General features: G+C 46.3%; 15 protein-coding genes and 1 pseudogene. 13 read left to right on the top strand and 3 right to left on the bottom strand.

What is annotated here, in order from left to right:
* Window positions 1–5: 5 nt before the first annotated feature.
* The 9 genes and pseudogenes from KMZ15_RS06520 to KMZ15_RS06480 all read left to right on the top strand — a co-directional run.
* A complete protein-coding gene (locus tag KMZ15_RS06520) occupies window positions 6–809 on the top strand; it encodes an ABC transporter permease (protein WP_223691833.1) in 804 nt (267 codons plus the stop codon).
* A 24-nt stretch (window positions 810–833) separates the two neighbouring features.
* A complete protein-coding gene (locus tag KMZ15_RS06515; RefSeq protein WP_223691831.1) occupies window positions 834–1,559 on the top strand; it encodes an ABC transporter ATP-binding protein in 726 nt (241 codons plus the stop codon).
* A 137-nt stretch (window positions 1,560–1,696) separates the two neighbouring features.
* Window positions 1,697–2,845 (top strand): UDP-galactopyranose mutase, encoded by a 1,149-nt coding sequence (gene glf / locus KMZ15_RS06510; protein ID WP_308710640.1) that lies wholly within the window; start codon window positions 1,697–1,699, stop codon window positions 2,843–2,845.
* Complete coding sequence (locus tag KMZ15_RS06505) at window positions 2,845–2,967, top strand: hypothetical protein (protein ID WP_258134742.1); 123 nt, start codon at window positions 2,845–2,847, stop codon at window positions 2,965–2,967. The genes glf and KMZ15_RS06505 overlap by 1 nt, the downstream gene beginning before the upstream one ends.
* Entirely contained in the window at window positions 2,967–3,821 is an 855-nt protein-coding gene (locus KMZ15_RS06500) for a glycosyltransferase (protein WP_223691827.1), read from the top strand. The genes KMZ15_RS06505 and KMZ15_RS06500 overlap by 1 nt, the downstream gene beginning before the upstream one ends.
* A 49-nt stretch (window positions 3,822–3,870) precedes the next feature.
* Complete coding sequence (locus KMZ15_RS06495) at window positions 3,871–4,764, top strand: glycosyltransferase (RefSeq protein ID WP_223691825.1); 894 nt, start codon at window positions 3,871–3,873, stop codon at window positions 4,762–4,764.
* 43 nt (window positions 4,765–4,807) lie between these two features.
* The gene (locus KMZ15_RS06490; protein WP_223691823.1) at window positions 4,808–5,911 is read left to right on the top strand and encodes a hypothetical protein; all 1,104 of its coding nucleotides are present in this window, start codon (window positions 4,808–4,810) and stop codon (window positions 5,909–5,911) included.
* Window positions 5,908–7,446, top strand: a complete 1,539-nt coding sequence (locus KMZ15_RS06485; RefSeq protein ID WP_223691820.1) for a glycosyltransferase — start codon at window positions 5,908–5,910, stop codon at window positions 7,444–7,446. Before KMZ15_RS06490 ends, KMZ15_RS06485 begins: the two co-directional genes overlap by 4 nt.
* Window positions 7,447–7,527: 81 nt before the next feature.
* A pseudogene (locus KMZ15_RS06480) lies at window positions 7,528–7,785 on the top strand (PfkB family carbohydrate kinase); the annotation flags it as partial.
* A 154-nt stretch (window positions 7,786–7,939) separates the two neighbouring features.
* Here KMZ15_RS06480 and KMZ15_RS06475 read toward each other — a convergent pair.
* Window positions 7,940–9,277 carry a hypothetical protein gene (locus tag KMZ15_RS06475; RefSeq protein ID WP_223691818.1) on the bottom strand — a complete coding sequence of 446 codons (1,338 nt, stop codon included), beginning with the start codon at window positions 9,275–9,277 and terminating at the stop codon, window positions 7,940–7,942.
* A gap of 1,017 nt (window positions 9,278–10,294) precedes the next feature.
* Here KMZ15_RS06475 and KMZ15_RS06470 point away from each other — a divergent pair.
* Window positions 10,295–10,852, top strand: coding sequence for a hypothetical protein (locus KMZ15_RS06470; RefSeq protein ID WP_223691815.1), 558 nt, complete (start codon window positions 10,295–10,297; stop codon window positions 10,850–10,852).
* On the opposite strand, the gene KMZ15_RS06465 is transcribed toward KMZ15_RS06470, so the two are convergent.
* Window positions 10,800–12,125 (bottom strand): IS4 family transposase, encoded by a 1,326-nt coding sequence (locus tag KMZ15_RS06465; protein WP_223691058.1) that lies wholly within the window; start codon window positions 12,123–12,125, stop codon window positions 10,800–10,802. The two genes, KMZ15_RS06470 and KMZ15_RS06465, sit on opposite strands and share 53 nt — an antisense overlap.
* A 114-nt stretch (window positions 12,126–12,239) precedes the next feature.
* Between KMZ15_RS06465 and KMZ15_RS06460 the strand changes: the two genes are divergently transcribed.
* A complete protein-coding gene (locus KMZ15_RS06460) occupies window positions 12,240–13,073 on the top strand; it encodes a hypothetical protein (RefSeq protein ID WP_223691813.1) in 834 nt (277 codons plus the stop codon).
* Window positions 13,074–13,082: 9 nt separating this feature from the next.
* Here KMZ15_RS06460 and galE read toward each other — a convergent pair whose 3' ends face one another.
* Window positions 13,083–14,114 carry a UDP-glucose 4-epimerase GalE gene (gene galE, locus KMZ15_RS06455; protein ID WP_223691811.1) on the bottom strand — a complete coding sequence of 344 codons (1,032 nt, stop codon included), beginning with the start codon at window positions 14,112–14,114 and terminating at the stop codon, window positions 13,083–13,085.
* A 178-nt stretch (window positions 14,115–14,292) separates the two neighbouring features.
* Here galE and KMZ15_RS06450 point away from each other — a divergent pair, with 178 nt between their 5' ends.
* Together KMZ15_RS06450 and waaC are read left to right on the top strand one after the other, a co-directional pair.
* Window positions 14,293–15,675 carry a phosphomannomutase/phosphoglucomutase gene (locus KMZ15_RS06450; RefSeq protein WP_223691808.1) on the top strand — a complete coding sequence of 461 codons (1,383 nt, stop codon included), beginning with the start codon at window positions 14,293–14,295 and terminating at the stop codon, window positions 15,673–15,675.
* A gap of 69 nt (window positions 15,676–15,744) precedes the next feature.
* A complete protein-coding gene (gene waaC, locus KMZ15_RS06445) occupies window positions 15,745–16,776 on the top strand; it encodes a lipopolysaccharide heptosyltransferase I (protein ID WP_223691806.1) in 1,032 nt (343 codons plus the stop codon).
* Window positions 16,777–16,866 lie beyond the last annotated feature (90 nt).

The raw sequence follows: 16,866 nt of genomic DNA, 5'->3' as shown, positions 1-16,866 counted from the left end.
TTTGTATGGCAATCTTCTCAAATATAAAACATTTTCCTGCACTGCAGGATATCAGCGAAGCGATGCAAAAAGCAACGCTTATTGCTTTTATGGCATGGAGTGATGTCCGCGCCCGCTATAAGCGTAGTGTGCTGGGTCCATTCTGGTTAACGTTAGGCACAGCAGTCGGCACCGTAGGGCTTGGCTTTATTTGGAGCGAACTATTTAAAATTGATCGCAATACCTTTATTCCTACGTTAACTTCTGGCTTGATCATTTGGCAGTTTATTACGGGCTGTATTACCGAGTCTCCCACTACATTTAGCCGTCAAGCAGCGATTATTCGCAATTTAGTTTTGCCGCTTTCGATTCATCCGATTCAGTTGGTGATGAAGCATTTAATTAACTTGGCGCATAATTTACCAGTTTTTTTTGTGGTAGCTATAGTATTTCACGTTAAATTCACTTATTATTCATTACTGGTAGTGCCTTGCTTGTTGTTGGTCGTAGCCAATTTACTTTGGATTACTTTAATGCTTGGCTTATTAGGCGCTAGATTGCGGGACCTTGAATATTTAGTGGCGGCGGTTATGCCGATCTTGATGTTTTTAAGTCCCGTGATGTATCGGCCTAATTATTTACCTTTTAGTCAGAAATTGATGTGGCTTAATCCGTTTTCTCATTTGATTGAAATAGTGCGCGCCCCTTTATTGGGTATGCCGCCCTCTTTATTTGTTGTATATATCAATCTTGCTATGTGTGTATTGGGCTGGTCAATGACGCTCATATTCTTTAATAAGAAAAAAACGCGCGTGGCGCTTTGGGTATAACAGCTTAATACATGACAGTTGTTTATGGCCAGCTTAGTATTTAAAAACGTTACGGTTCAATATCCGATCTATAACAGCCGCAGCCAATCGCTACGCAATCAACTGGTGCGGGTGAGTACAGGTGGGCGGATTGAGAGCGAGGCCGGACACATTCAAATTGTGACCGCGCTCAAAGACGTTAGCTTTGAGCTTAAAAAAGGTGATGCAGTTGGGCTTGTTGGCCATAACGGTGCGGGTAAAAGCACAATGCTGCGCACCATGGCAGGAATTTATACACCGGTTGCTGGCGAAATTATACGACAAGGTTCCGTGGCGACTGTGCTTGAGATGGGCGCAGGCATGGATCCTGAGCTTACCGGCTATGAAAACATCATTCGCATCGCGGTATTAATGGGCATGTCGATTGCGCAAATTCAAAAGAAAACCCAGGAAATTGAGCAATTTACTCAGTTAGGGAGTTTTTTAAATTTACCCGTTAGAACGTATTCGGCAGGTATGGCGACGCGTTTAATGTTTGCTGTCGCGACTTCGACCCAGCCGGATATCTTACTGGTTGATGAGGTGTTTGGAACGGGTGACGCTGAATTTCAAGTTAAGGCTAAAGAACGGATGGAGGCGCTGATTTCATCTGTCGGTATCTTTGTTTTTGCTTCTCATGACACGGATTTAATTCGTAGTTATTGCAACCGGTTTTTTAGACTTGAGCATGGTAGTGTGATGGAGATTAGTACAGCCGAGTTGCCGAAGTAGTTATTGATATTTTGTTATTTTGCTCGGCGGCAGCCTTTTTGGCTGAGGAATCATTTTCTATAGTCAGAGTCAGCAGAGGTTCATTAAGGGCTGCAACTGAGTGTTCTAATCTTTTTTGAGTAAATCTCTTGAGTAAGATACAAAAAATTGCAATAGTAGGGGCAGGCTTTTCTGGAGCTGTCATTGCACATCAATTGGCGAGAGCAGGTTATGTACTCGATGTATTTGATAGTCGCCCTCATCTGGCAGGGAATTGCCACTCTGAGCGTGATGCCGAGACAGGAGTGATGGTGCATGTCTATGGCCCACACATTTTTCATACAAGCAATGAGCGCGTATGGCAATTCGTCAATCAATTTGACCAATTTATGCCTTTCGTCAACCGCGTTAAAGCTGTTGTCAAAGAGAAAGTTTTTACGCTCCCGATTAACTTGCTGACGATTAATCAGTTTTTCGGTAAGGCATTTTCACCTAGCGAAGCGCGGCAATTTCTCGAATCAATCGGCGATTCATCAATTACTGCGCCAAAGAATTTTGAAGAGCAGGCATTGCGTTTTGTAGGAAAAGATCTTTATGACGCCTTTTTTAAAGGCTATACGATGAAGCAGTGGGGTATGCATCCATCAGAATTAACGGCGAGCATTTTAAAACGACTGCCGGTTCGCTTTAATTACGATGATAACTATTACAACAGTGCGTTCCAGGGTATGCCGAAGAATGGGTATACCTATATTGTCGAGAGGCTGTTGGACCACCCGAATATTCATGTCATGCTGAACACGAAGTTCGACCGTAGCATGGCAGCAGATTTTCAGCATATATTTTATAGCGGTCCAATCGATGGATGGTTTGGTTTTTCTGAGGGAAGGCTGGGTTATCGCACACTTGATTTTGAGACTTCTCGTCACGATGGTGATTTTCAGGGCAATGCAGTTATTAACTATTGTGATGCCGATATTCCTTGGACTCGTATTTCAGAGCATAAGCATTTCTCACCTTGGGAATCTCACGAAAAGACGCTTATTTTTAAAGAATATAGTCGTTTTTGCGGCGAAAACGATGTTCCCTATTATCCAATTCGTCTCGCTCAGGAAAAATCTCTACTTGCGCGTTATATTGATCTAGCTCAACAGGAGCGAGACATTACTTTTGTGGGTCGCTTAGGCACATATCGATACCTTGATATGCATGTAACGATCCAAGAGGCGCTCGAAACGGCTGATAGTTTTCTGGCCGCACGGGCAGCAGGAACCATGGTTCCTCCATTCATCGTTAATCCGCTCTAATGAAAATAGCTGTAGCAGTTGTTACGCATAACCGGCCTCAGTTATTCGAAACGGCTGATAGTTTTCTGGCCGCACGGGCAGCAGGAACCATGGTTCCTCCATTCATCGTTAATCCGCTCTAATGAAAATAGCTGTAGCAGTTGTTACGCATAACCGGCCTCAGTTATTGCAGGAGGTACTAGATGCTCTACGCAATCAAACTTACCCATTAACACGTTTGATGGTTGTCGATAATGTAAGCGGAATTGAAACGCAGACGCTCTTGAATCAATGTAATGACTTAGAAGTCATACGTTTTGAGCAAAATACGGGGGGAGCTGGTGGTTTTGCTAAGGGAGTTGAATGCGCTTTGGCTTCCGATGCAGATTGGGTTTGGTTACTTGACGATGATGCCGTACCTCGTGCGGATGCGTTAGAAAAGCTCATCGAGGCATTATCCGAATTACCGGAACCTGTAGGTGCGATTTGTACATCGGTGGTAGAGCATGGTGAGGTTGCTTTGATGCACCGTCGTTTTTTTGAACCGAAAACGTTACACGAACCAGTGGTGCCGTTGGATGCATACAGCGGCGTGGTTGTCCCTATTCACACGGCGTCGTTTGTTGGGTTCCTGCTTAACTGTAAGGCAGCAGCCGAAGTCGGCAAGCCTAATGCTAGCTTCTTTATTGCTTATGACGACACTGAATATTCACTTCGGCTACACCGAGCGGGTTGGCCACTCTGGCTCGCGCCAGCAAGTGTTGTCGATCATAAGCGGAGCGTTAAGGGCCGTTTGCGGGACGGTCCCTATGGCACTAAGCATTATTACAATTTGCGCAATCAACTTGTAGTTTATCGGCATTATGGTGAAGCATCAGCTTGGCGCATCTCTGCTCCGATTATAAAACACGGTATTTTAGCTTTGCTTGATGCACGGGTTGCCTCATTGAGGCTTTGGAAACGTGCTTGGCGCGATAGCCATAGGGTTACTATATAAAATGATTTATTCATCGTCTGGTGATATGGCATGCGGAATTTCACAAACGATGCTGATTAATGAATCACTACTCGACAGGCCCGAGTCGGGGCATGTTTATTTATCTGTATCGGTAGTAATCTTTAAGCCTAATCTCGCTTTGTTGCAGCGTACACTCGATAGCTTACGCTGTTCAGTTGCTAATTTACGCGCGCAGCGCGGCCATGCGCTGTCAGTTTCCGTTGTGCTAATCGATAACGGCGCTGACTTTATTTCTGATACATGGGCTAGCGCTTTTAAGCAGGATGCAATTGAATATCATTTAATGGTTGGTCACGGCAATATCGGCTATGGCCGAGGCCATAACCTTGCGATCGAATATTTAACGAGTGATTACCATCTTATTTTGAATCCGGATGTTGAGATGGCCGAGGACGCGCTGGCTCAAGCGTTGAATTTTTTTGATAAACATTCTGCTGTTGCAGCGATTGCTCCTCATGTGTCAGGTGAGGATGGTATGACTCAATATCTGTGCCGACGTTATCCAACAGTGTTAGATTTATTTGCACGTGGTTTTTTGCGAGGTAAAGCGCAAGCTCTATTTGCTCGCCGGCTCGCACGTTATGAATTGCGCGAATTGATTGGATCTAAACCAACCGTGCATGAGCGAGTTGGCCAAACCATGGATACATTCATTTCACCGCCGATCATTAGCGGTTGCTACATGATGTTTAGGATGGGCGTGCTCAAAACAATAGGTGGTTTTGATCCGCGCTATTTTCTGTATTTTGAAGACTATGATTTAAGCTTGCGTGCGAGTGCAGTAGCCAACATCGCATACGTGCCTGCCGTGCGCGTTGTCCATTTTGGCGGTGGTGCGTCGAAAAAAGGTTGGTGTCATATTTGTATGTTTGCTATGTCGACATATCGGTTTTTTAACCGTTTCGGGTGGCGTTGGCTGTGATACTTCACTGTACCTTAAAACGAGGCAAGGTCAAACAAATTGCATGAAAATTCCATATAGAAAATTCTCTCCCCTCAAGACCATTGACTTCGTAAAGATCGGTCTTGGCGACAACTTGATGGCCTGGGCCGGTCTCTACGCGCTGCTCAAATATGGATACTCGGTGTGCGCACCGGATTGTACAATGTACGTGCCCAAGGCAATCGCGCCGCTCGCCTCGGAAATATTCCGAGAGTGGGATCTGCAAGTCGAAGGCGCGTCGTTTAATGACGCTGTTGAATACCGGAGCCCTGTACTGACGCCACAGGCGCCAACGACCGTGCAACAATTCAAGAGCGTCTATATGGGCAATGACTGGTGGCTGAACTGGGCGGAAGCGATTGATAGGGTTAAGACGGGCTCCTATTATCATCAAAAACCAATGTCGTTTCGGCAGAAAGTGCGTTTGCAGGTTTCCGAAACCATATTGCACGGTCGGATCGATTGGCGTTCGGCCTATCCCGACTATATCGGATCCCGTATCTGGTCGCCCATCGCGCGGCGGCACGATATTCCTCAGGCAAAGTTCCTGGTGATGCTTAAGAACACGCTAGAGCCTTTGAGGCAACATGTTCGGGCCTATGCAGGCAACGTGCAGTTCACTCAGAAGGCAGAATGTATCGTGTTCCCGGCAGGCAAGTCGTACCAGACCTTACCACCTTTTTTTTGCCGGCAGATCAAGGACTCCGTACCGGATACCGCACTCACGTACATCTTGCCACTAGGTGACGCCTGGATGGAAAAGTATGTTGCACAGGGGCTCGAGATTGGTGCGCTGGAATCGGTTGATGAAATCCTGGCATCAGTCTTGCAGACTAAAGTTATCGTGACTGCAGACAGCTTCGTCTCTCACGTTGCGCAATTTTTGCGTGATGATTTTCTGCTGATCCTGAGCCGCGATTTTCGCGAGAATGTGGTTCATCCCGGCGCCTACCCGAGGATCGTAGCAAAACACCCTGATTGCGCGCTGTGCGAATATCATTCGCGCGAGTTTCACGAAAAGTGTCCAGCGGGCTCCCCCCATTGTATTGCGTTCGATGAATCTGCAGTCCTGGATGGCTGCATCGATGAACTAAGAACCTTGCTTGCAAGGAACACGCAGCGATGAACGTCCTTTATCTGGCATGGGCTCCCTATGATGACCTGGAGCAGCGCATGGGCGGGATACGCGTGTATATGCACGATCTTGTCAAAGAGGTCGCCAAACTAGGCCATAAAGTGACATGCCTGTCGTCCGGCCACCTGTACTCGCCTTTTACGTCCCGTACGTGGATTGAGAAAAATCGATCGGAAGACCCTGCAATCTCGAGCTATGCCATTGTCAACGCAGGTGTAATTGCGCCTGCAATGTTCATTAAAAACAATTTCACCGATGTTTTCAGCCACGAACCGACTGAGCGCGTATTCATGAAATTCATGCGCGAGCAGGGGCCGTTTGACATCGTTCACATACAATCGATGGAAGGCATGCCCTATTCGATACTTGGTTTGATCAAGGAATATTGGCCATCCACACGTATCATCTACTCGTTGCATCACTATCACGACTTGTGCCCCAAGGTTGATCTGTACCGGGAACACGAAGGACTGAACTGCAACAACTACGACGCGGGACGCAATTGCGTTGGGTGCTACCAGTTTGACTACAGTAGCCTGCGAAAGAAATACTATATGGACTATATCGCACGACGAATCGGCGTGCGCTCCAAGATTTCGTACGCACGCCTGGTCTCGCTCGCCAAGGCTATATGGCGCCTGACCACTGGTCTGCGCCGCTTGAGACTCTATTTGCGCAAGCTTCGCACGTCAATCCGACAGTCGACGGTCGACCATTTCTTCGTATTCGATCCAAGGCTCGTGAAGAGCTTCAAGATGAGGCGGGAGCATATCCGCGATGTGTTGGAAAAGAATATCGATCTTTTTATTCCGGTATCTCGGCGCACAATGGAAGTGTATCAACACCATGGTTACGACGTGTCACGCTTCCGGCTTGAGTATATTGGCACCAACGCGGCCGAGTTGCTCCGCGACGGACACCCGAACATCAAGCAAGTCGACCCGAATGGGCCTTTAACGCTGTGCTTCATGGGTTACCCTAGCAAGCTAAAAGGGTTTGAGGTGTTTTTGTCAGCCCTTAATTTACTGTCGCGCGAAGTTACGCACAACATCGCAATCGTCATCGCTGGAAAGATCTCGGACCGTTACACTCGAGAACTCAGTCGTATTGGTAAGCGGTTTCAGTCGGTCGAAGTCTGTAATGGCTATACGCGGGAAGATCAGGATCACTTTCTGGCGAATGTCGATCTCGGCGTTGTTCCACCTCAGTGGGAGGACAATCTGCCGCAAGTTGCTTTCGAGTTCTATTGTCACGGCGTCCCGTTCATTTGTTCCGACCTTGGCGGAGCGCAGGAATTGATTGAAGGGGGTGAAAAATCGTTCGTTTTCCATCATGACAAGCCTCTAGAACTCGCGAACAAGATAACGGCAATCTTTAATGACCGGACGATCCTCGACGAATTCTGGCAGCACGGCGCACGTATCCAGACAATGCGCGAGCATATGCAGAAAATGCTCGGCATTTACGAAGATGAACTCAACAGCGCGAACGCTCGTATCGGCGCTACGAGCCGACAGTTGCCGTGAAGCCTTACATTTACATAACGACAGCACACTTCTGTGCGATGGTCGAACGCAAGCTCGGCTATGGTGACTGGCCAGAGGACAATGAAGATGGCGTTCAGTGCTGAAACCATAAAGCAACCGATGGTGTCTCGAGCTGAACTGGCCGCGTCACGTGTGCTCATCGTGGGCGACGTAATGCTTGACCGCTACTGGGTCGGTGACGCAAATCGCATTTCGCCCGAGGCGCCGGTCCCCGTCGTGCATGTGCAGAAGAAAGAGGATCGCTTGGGCGGTGCGGCAAATGTGGCAAGGAATGTTGCGGCACTGGGCGCAAAGGCAACGCTGCTTGCCGTAGTCGGTTGGAGTTGACTACTTTTCGTGGACACTTTTAAACGACCTCAGGTCGCACTCACACAGGGCCGTTACCAGCCCCGCATGTCCGAGTAGGGAGCAGTTGATGGAGCAACTGGTTTCATCGTTTATACTCTATTATGAAACAGAAATACAGGCGATTTCAGGTCGCACAACTCGAACTCAGGTTACCTACCTCTAAAGTAGGTGGTTCACCAAACTTAACAATAGAGTAGGAACTCGGCAGTCCAACTTTTTCTGGATCGAGCGGATTGCCCTCGAGGAATATATTTAAATACACGCTACCTGAAGGCTCAGTGCGAATAATCTTTCGCATCTCGCCATTGGAAAATTTCACAAATCTTCCGGGTTTATATTCACGAACAAGCTTTTCATTGTGCGGTATAAAAAAACCAGCGTGGTTGCGAGCTATTCCACGAACCCAATTGATATCAGTCAAAAAGAAACTGTCATCGATCGATGCATGAAGCACCTCTATATCGAGGCTATATCCGCTTAAGGTAGTCGGTTTTCCGTCGATATTCTTCCAGTTAAACATCTGGTTTTTTAGATGAAAGCGATTATCTAGTAAATTAAATTCGCTTCTCAATGTTTGAATTTGTTCGGATTGGCTATTAAGCCCTTGATTCAAATTACTAACAGAACTTATAATCAATTCTCTTAGATTTGTTTCAAGTTCAGTCAGCTTATTTTGCAAGGCTTCGGCGTATTCAGATTGGTTACTAAGTTTATTATCAAAGGTATTGATCATTCTAGATTTCTCATCTTGGGAATCTTGAACCATTTCTCTTAGCTTTGTTTCACATTCGATCAATTTTTTTTGCAAGGCTTGGATGTATTCGGATTGGTTATTCAATTTTTTCCACAAAGCACTAATGACACAGACGGAAAGAAACAGAAAAAAAGCATGGATAGAAAAAGCTGGATACAGATCTTTCGATCCTGACTGATGCAGCGATCTGGACATCTGGTTGAGCTCTGCCTCTATCAAATCTAGACGATTAGGTATATTGCTGTACGCTTGCTCACGTTGATTTATCTGCCCCAAAAGGTTACCTAAAATTTGCGTAGATTGATGATTAGGCTTTCTCTGCAAAGTACTCATTGCATAAATAGAAAAGGACAGCGAAAGCATACATACAGGAAGCACTAGATATAGAATTTTCGGTTCTAACTGATCGAGCCCCCCATACACTCGGTTGAGGTTTGCTGTTATTGAATCTAGATATTTAAGAATGCTGTTTTCTGTTTGTGCCAGCCACGGGAAGGCTTGATCGACTTGAGGGTCGCGGCCCATCTTTATGGCAGAGTCGATATTGTGTTGATCTGAAGACTGGGCAGTTTCAACTATAAAGCCTTCTATCCGCTGATTCGATAATTGCGTCTCTTCCGTGTTTCTTTCCACCTCTTTAGAATTAAGTGGTGGAGGAGATGGTAACCGGGATATTGGAGGTGAGGATTGCGAAGAGAGAATCTGCATTATAATCTCCGGTAAAATATCAGAAAATCAACGTAAAAACAACGCATTAAGGTGGTAGCTTTTATGGATAATTGCATCCGTTACCATTCAGTAATTAATGCTGGAACTCCATTGCTCGAATTAAAAAAGAAGGGAAACCCTCATCTTAGTCTCCTTGTAAAATAATAATCAAGCTATAAAGTTCGAAAATAATTTAATAGTTTTTTGCAAGAATGAGCGAACTAGATAAATCGTGTACTCATTCTTACTAGTTATGGTTTTTAGCAGATGTTCTTTGAGTTGTCAATTTTTTATCATTGAACTATTCTATTTCCTAGCTACACCATGTACTCAATTTACTCCTGTTTAGTAAGCTAATCGTAACACTAAGCTTTGGCTTTATTTGTGGAAAAATAATGTAGAAACACCAAGCTAGACAACTATGTTGCCTATTTACGTCATACTACTCCTCAGTAAAATTTACATTGACCAGATAAACTATACTCAGCAGTTCGCTAACTCTTGTCTTGCTTAACAGTGCCATCCATCTCACTTATATTGGTGTGGTTCTGCGAAGGTATGCCAGGTCACACACCATAGTCATGGAATATCTAGATCACAAATCAAAAAAATCAATCATTGAATAATTAGAAAAATTTGTAATCTTGAAAAAAATCTGCTACAACTAGAATCTAGCAAGAGTGAGTGTGCTAGATAAATAGCGCCCCAATTCTTGCGAAAAACTATTTAACGTGAGCATTCGTAATAAAAATTTTTTAATTTAAAAAATCTGCTAAAAACTAAAAAAATAGATTAGTTAGGAGAATACAGTACTAATTTTTGAAAAAATATATAGTTTGATAGCGGTTTTTATTGGGGGATTTAGATGCGTTTTTTATTTTATTGTTACTGCACTGCCTAGAAAAATTAACTTAGGCTTCGGTCACTGAATCTAGGTTGCATTTAATTAATCACAGGGCCAGCTCTATTAATACATTGTCTTTGTACTAAATTTCCTACCTTATACAGGATCTCATAATGCAAATTTCTTCTTCTTCTTCTTCTTCTTCTTCTTCTGCTGCTGCTGCTTCAACAACAAAATTGGAATTTCTTCCACTCTCTAATTCTAATGATGCTGAAAGAGGACTAGAGGAGCGGCAATTATCAGATCCGTCAATAAAAATTCTTAAAAATGAAACTTTCCAATCTTCAACGCAGCAAAATATTGATTCAGCTATGAGGATGATGCAAAATACGGAAGATGTCGAAGGATTAAGAGCAGAACAAATATCGCAACAACTAAGGCAAACAGAAAGCAACGTTCTTAATCATCTAGATTTGATAAGATCAAATATAAATCGTATTTATGGGCAGTGTAGTCAGTTAGATCCAAAGATTCTTTGCTTAGCTTTTTCTGCATGTGTTGTTTCATTGTCCTTTTCTATTTATGAAAATGGCTTTTTGCAGGGGAAGTCTAATCATCAATCTACGAAAATTTTAGCTAGCCTTTGGGGGCAGTTAAATTCATATCCTTATACACAACTCAAAATATCTGGTTTTGGCGCGCCCAGCGTAGACCCTGAGCAAAGGCAGTAACCTGCTGTAATCCTTGCCAGATGGTTTTTACGCCGGGCTCGCCATCCCCTTTTCGGCCTAAGAATCCACCCAACATCGCAATAAGCCGCACTACTTCATTGAGTCGAGGCGTCTTTTTTGGCACAGGTTTTTTCATGAGAAGATACGCGGCTTGCCATTCCTCTGGCTCAAACAGCAGTTCTGCTTCCAGATCAGGGCAAGTACGGCCTAGTCTCATCAAGCGAGCGATTCGCCAAGCCACCACCATATAGACCGCCAGCGCCCTCTCTAACTTTTCGATAGCCCCTAGTTGCAGCGCCTCGACGCGACAGCCGTTTTTGAGAACGTGGAAGAACATCTCAATCTCCCAGCGAGCCCGATACCAGTCAATCAACTCCACTGCTGCGTCGAAATCAAGTACCACGCGATTAGTGAGCAAGCGCCACTCCACAGGCTTACAGCCAGACGGTACCTCCACTTCTTGGGCTATTACGCAGGTCACTTCTAACGGGGAGCCCTTTCTATCATCAAGGACAACGCGTTTCATTCTGACTTGCTGACGTACCGCTCGAGCCTTTTGGCCATGCCGTGAGGGCATCATAAAATGCAATTCGCCTACCGCTGCCTGCGCACCGACTGCCTCCCACAGGCGAGCACCATCTGGTAGCACCCGGTTGTGACACGAGCGAATTAACCAATCCACCGGATTCCCCAGTTCGGAGGCTTTGCATATCAGTTCTAGCATGTCGGATTCACGGTCTGCCATATACACCAAACGTGTCTCGGGTAACTCGGCTGAGAGTTCTGCCAGTCGGCTATACCCTTCGATCCAGCGTATACTTTCCTTGATCCCAGACCGATTCTCTACGTCTTCTTTGGATGCACGTGCCCACATCCACGCATCTAATACGCCTAACGGTTCACGCTCCAACGATACCGCATACGTCGGGTGCAGGTACATACCTCGTTGCGCTTCGTAACACAGGGGACCCAAGCCTTCTATCGATTGTCCGTTGAAGTTCAGTTCCGTGGTGTCTTGGATGCACAAAACGGTACGCTGCTCTTGTAAGCGCGCACGCGAACAGGACCAGTGCGGCTCTAAAATAGACTCCCAACCTATATCCTCTTGAGATAAAAATCGATACGCCCCCTGGGTTTCCGCCCACCCTTTACATGCCCCAGGCAGACTCGCCGTCGGCTTTTCCCCAAGACGCTCTGCAAGCAACATCAGCCTCTTGTTTAACCGCTTGTCACCTAAATCTACTGTCTTAAATTCTTTCGCTGCCCAGCTCATCTCTGCCTGTCATCTCTTTCTTTTAAAGGTTTATTGTACTTGGCTGTTTATAGTTGTGTGTAAGGACATGAGTTAAATTCTCCTTCTTGGCTATCTGATAAAATAGAAGGTAGCATGGTTAATCATTTAGCTTTGATAGAAGAAAAACTTAATCGGATTTCTGTACAATTCAATCAGCCAGAGTCGAAAAATCATCACCTAGTTTTTTCTTTATTCTCTTTTTCTTTGTTTCTGTGTCTCTATGTAATGGGAATTTTATGGAGAAAGTCCAATAACCAGCATTTACAGAACGAAGGTTTGCAAAAAAAACTTAACGAACTTGAAATAAAGCTGGAAAGAATGAGCCAGGGTTTTGAAGATGAAAAATCTAAGATGATTCGCACTTTGCAGGATGAGTGGAATAACCGATCTGAGCGAATTCAAGAGGATTTTCGAGACAAATTTACTGCGCTTGATAGTCGCTTTCATTCTTTTGAGAATGAAAAATTTAGGACCATCGACACTTTGCGAGGTGAACTTACTAACCAATCGAAGCAAATTCAAGACTTTGAAAGCAGGCTCACTATATTTAATGACAGCTTTCATCCGAAAGATGGGCAAGTTGATTGGAATAAGATCACTAGAAAACCTACTACCATAAGTGGGTATGGTATCACTGATTTTAAAGGTTTTATTGGTCGAGATGGCTACCAAGAGTTCTCGAGCGGGCTGATTATGCAATGGGGGTTTGCTATAACTGAAATGAATGGCGAGACGAAAATCAAATTTCCAACCGAATTTCCTTCAAGCTGCCTAGGTATTCATGGAACTCATAGCGGAGGAGGGCCCGCAATCGTTATGGAACTGGGCGGAAGTCGATCAAAAACAGAAGTTACATTACGCACGTTCAATCATAGTGGAGATACTGATAGAGGATGGCATATCCACTGGTTAGCTATTGGACATTAAGATGGCTTTTTATTCCAAATACCCCTGAGGATTATTCACCTGCCAGCGCCACTGATCAACACACATCCTTTCAATCCCATGCGCAGCGCGCCAGCCCATGACGCGCTGCGCAGCCTCAGGGTTGGCATAATATGCAGCAATATCACCCGCTCGCCGCGCGACAATTTCATAAGGGATCTTACGTCCGCTTGCCGCCTCAAATGCACGGATGATTTCAAGTACGCTATAGCCACGCCCAGTGCCAAGATTGACGGTGAATCCTATCTCGCGTTTGATGAGCGTATCAAGCGCAGCAAGATGCCCGCGTGCAAGATCAACTACATGAATATAATCACGCAGACCTGTGCCATCAGGCGTTGGCCAATCCCCTCCAAAAACTTTCAATTGCTTGAGTTTGCCAATGGCAACTTGCGCTATATAAGGCATCAGGTTATTAGGGATATCGTTTGGATCTTCACCCATTAACCCACTCTCATGCGCACCTACCGGATTGAAATAACGCAAAGCAGCAATTTTCCAGGTTGTATCTGCTGCAGCCAAATCACGCAATATCTGCTCGGCCATCACTTTAGTGTGTCCATAAGGATTGGTTGCTGACAATGGAAAGGATTCGTCAATAGGTACAGCGTGCGGATTACCGTAGACCGTCGCCGACGAGCTAAAGACAAAATGCTTGACGTTGTATGCATTCATTGTCTCAAGCAAGGTGAGCAGGCTGTCCATATTATTGCGGTAATATTGGAGCGGTTGCGCCACCGACTCACCGACGGCTTTTAGTGCAGCAAAATGAATCACGGCCTGAATTGAATACGTTTTGAACACGCGCGTGAGGGTATCCCGATCGCGTACATCGGCTGCAAAAAATGGTAAAGTTTTGCCAGTGATATGTTCAGTATTTTTAAGCGCTCCACGCTTGCTGTTGCTCAGATTGTCAACCACAACTACCTCGTAACCGGCATTCAGCAGTGCAACACACGTGTGTGAGCCAATATACCCTGCGCCACCTGTGACTAAAATGGTTCCTTTATGATTTGCTAGCATATTTCTTTGTTAGTTAAATTAAAAAGAGGTAGATAAAAGTACATTAGGCTATGATTCGCACAGTGCATGAATTCTATTTCAGAGAGATAGATATGAGTTGAGGCTGTATTATAAATTGCATGCCCATTAGCTTCTGAAAATGTAGTTTTTTATTTGCTTTTTAAGGCTTTTTCATTCCATGATTTCAAACTCGATTTTCAAAGCGTACGATATTCGCGGCATTGTTGGTCAGACGCTGGATACGAGCGTAGCGCATAGCATTGGCTTGGCGTTTGGTAGCGAAGTGCGCGCTCATGGCGGCGATGCAGTTGCTATCGGCCGCGATGGCCGTCTATCCGGCCCAGAGTTGTCCAAAGCGCTGGCCGATGGCTTGCGCGCGGCCGGGGTCGATGTCATCGATTTGGGCTTAGCGCCAACACCGCTTGGCTATTTTGCCACCCATGTGCCGCTGAATGGCCGTCAAGTCGATTCTTGCATTGTGGTAACGGGTAGTCATAATCCGCCTAATTACAATGGTTTTAAGATGGTGCTGCGTGGCGCAGCGATCTATGGCGAGCAAATTCAAGCGCTGTATCAACGCATTGTGGCGAAAGAGTTTACTGCAGGGCAGGGTAGCTATCAGACGCATGATTGTGTAGCCGCGTATATCGAGCGGATTGTCAGCGATATTAAGCTGGCCCGCCCATTAAAAGTGGTCGTTGACTGTGGCAATGGAGTCGCAGGTGCGATTGCGCCGCGTCTTTTTAGAGCGCTTGGGTGCGAAGTGCATGAGCTTTTTTGTGAGGTGGATGGTCATTTTCCGAATCATCACCCAGATCCGGCTCGCCCTGAGAATCTGCAAGATGTCATTGATGCCTTGGCGGCAGGCGATGCAGAAATTGGCTTTGCGTTTGACGGCGACGGTGACCGGCTAGGCGTAGTCACCAAAGATGGCCAGATTATCTATCCGGACCGTCAGCTGATGTTGTTTGTGCGTGATGTGTTATCCCGTCATGCAGGCGGGCAGATTATCTACGACGTAAAATGCACGCGTAAACTTGCGCCATGGGTGCGGGCACATGGCGGCGAGCCCCTGATGTGGAAAACAGGTCATTCACTGATTAAAGCCAAGCTGCGTGAAACCGGTGCGCCGCTTGCCGGTGAAATGAGCGGGCATATCTTTTTTAAAGATCGCTGGTACGGCTTTGATGATGGTCTTTATACGGGGGCGCGGCTACTTGAACTACTGTCTCGCACGGATGACCCGAGTGCGTTACTCAATGGGCTACCGGATTCGATTGCAACGCCTGAATTGCAAATAAAATTAAGCGAGGGAGAAAATTTCAAGCTGATTGAACAATTGCAAAAATCTGCGCGTTTTAGTGGCGCCGATGAAGTGGTGATGATCGACGGTTTGCGGGTTGAATATCCAGATGGTTTTGGTCTGGCACGGGCGTCTAATACTACGCCTATGGTTGTGCTGCGCTTTGAAGCAGATGATGAAGAGGCGCTGGAGAGGATTCAACGAGATTTTCGTCGTGTGATTCTGGCGCAAAAGCCTGACGCTAAATTGCCTTTTTAAGTGCTGTTAACAAAAAAAGCGCCCTAATATAATTACGTTTAAGTTTAGGGCGCTCGCTATTTGATTCAGATGCAAAAAATATTAATTGTCAAAGTGTCATCACTCGGCGACGTTGTGCATACGATGCCTGTGATTGCCGATATTCGGCGTCAGTATCCGGCGGCGCAGATTGATTGGCTGGTTGAAGAGGGATTTGCTGATCTTGTGCGTCTTGTTGCCGGTGTGCGCTGCGTGATTCCATTTTCGCTACGCCGCTGGCGCAAACGATTATGCTCACCGGCAACCTGGAGTGAAATCCGTCAGTTGCGGCAGCGGCTAGCGAGTGAAGCTTATGATCAAGTGATTGATTGTCAGGGCCTCATAAAAACGGCCTGGGCGGCGCATTGGACACGCGCGACGGGTGCTCGGGTGAGTGGTCTGGGTAATCGCACAGAGGGTTCTAGTTATGAATGGCCGGTACGCTTTTTTTATGATCAGCGTGTTGCGATCGAGCCGCACACTCATGTGCTAGAGCGTTCGCGTCAACTGGTTGCGGCGGCCCTCGGAGACTCTGCTGTGTTATCAGGAGAGATCGATTTTGGTCTTGATACGCAGGCGGCTGAGACGGCATTGATGAAAACGGGCTTTAAATTGCCGTCATCCTATGTGGTTTTAGTGCATGCCACTTCGCGCGCAGATAAGCAGTGGCCGCAAGAACGGTGGCTCGAACTGGGGCAAATATTACTGCGTGCGGGTATCTCGCTGGTATTGCCGTGGGGGCAGGCGACTGAGCGGGCGGTGAGTGAAAAAATCAGCGGGTGGCTCAATGCTCGTCTCACATCGGTGGGGAGGGCAGGCGCTGCAGCCTATGTGCCGCCCGCTTTAACCTTGCCAGCAGTCACTGGGTTACTGCTGGGTGCTGCGGCAACGGTTGGCGTTGACACCGGGCTGGTGCATATAGCTGCGGCCCTCAAGCGGCCAACCATTGAGCTTTACAATTTTGATACGGCTTGGCGCACGGGCGGTTATTGGGCGCCAGACATCATTAATTTGGGCGGGGCGCAACAGCCTGCGCGACTTGCCGATGTACGGCGTGCGTTGGTTGATTTCGGTGTCTTGTAATTCGTCTATGTTCAACCATTTTTTGTCTGTGATGCCTGTGCATGATTAAGTGGTGGGCAATCTTAGCAACCCTTGCTACGGTTTTCGGTT

The organism is Mycoavidus sp. HKI (genome assembly GCF_020023735.2).
Lineage (GTDB): Bacteria > Pseudomonadota > Gammaproteobacteria > Burkholderiales > Burkholderiaceae > Mycoavidus.
The sequence above is the reverse complement of the archived record's forward strand: the minus strand, read 5'-3'. Positions and strand labels throughout refer to the sequence as shown.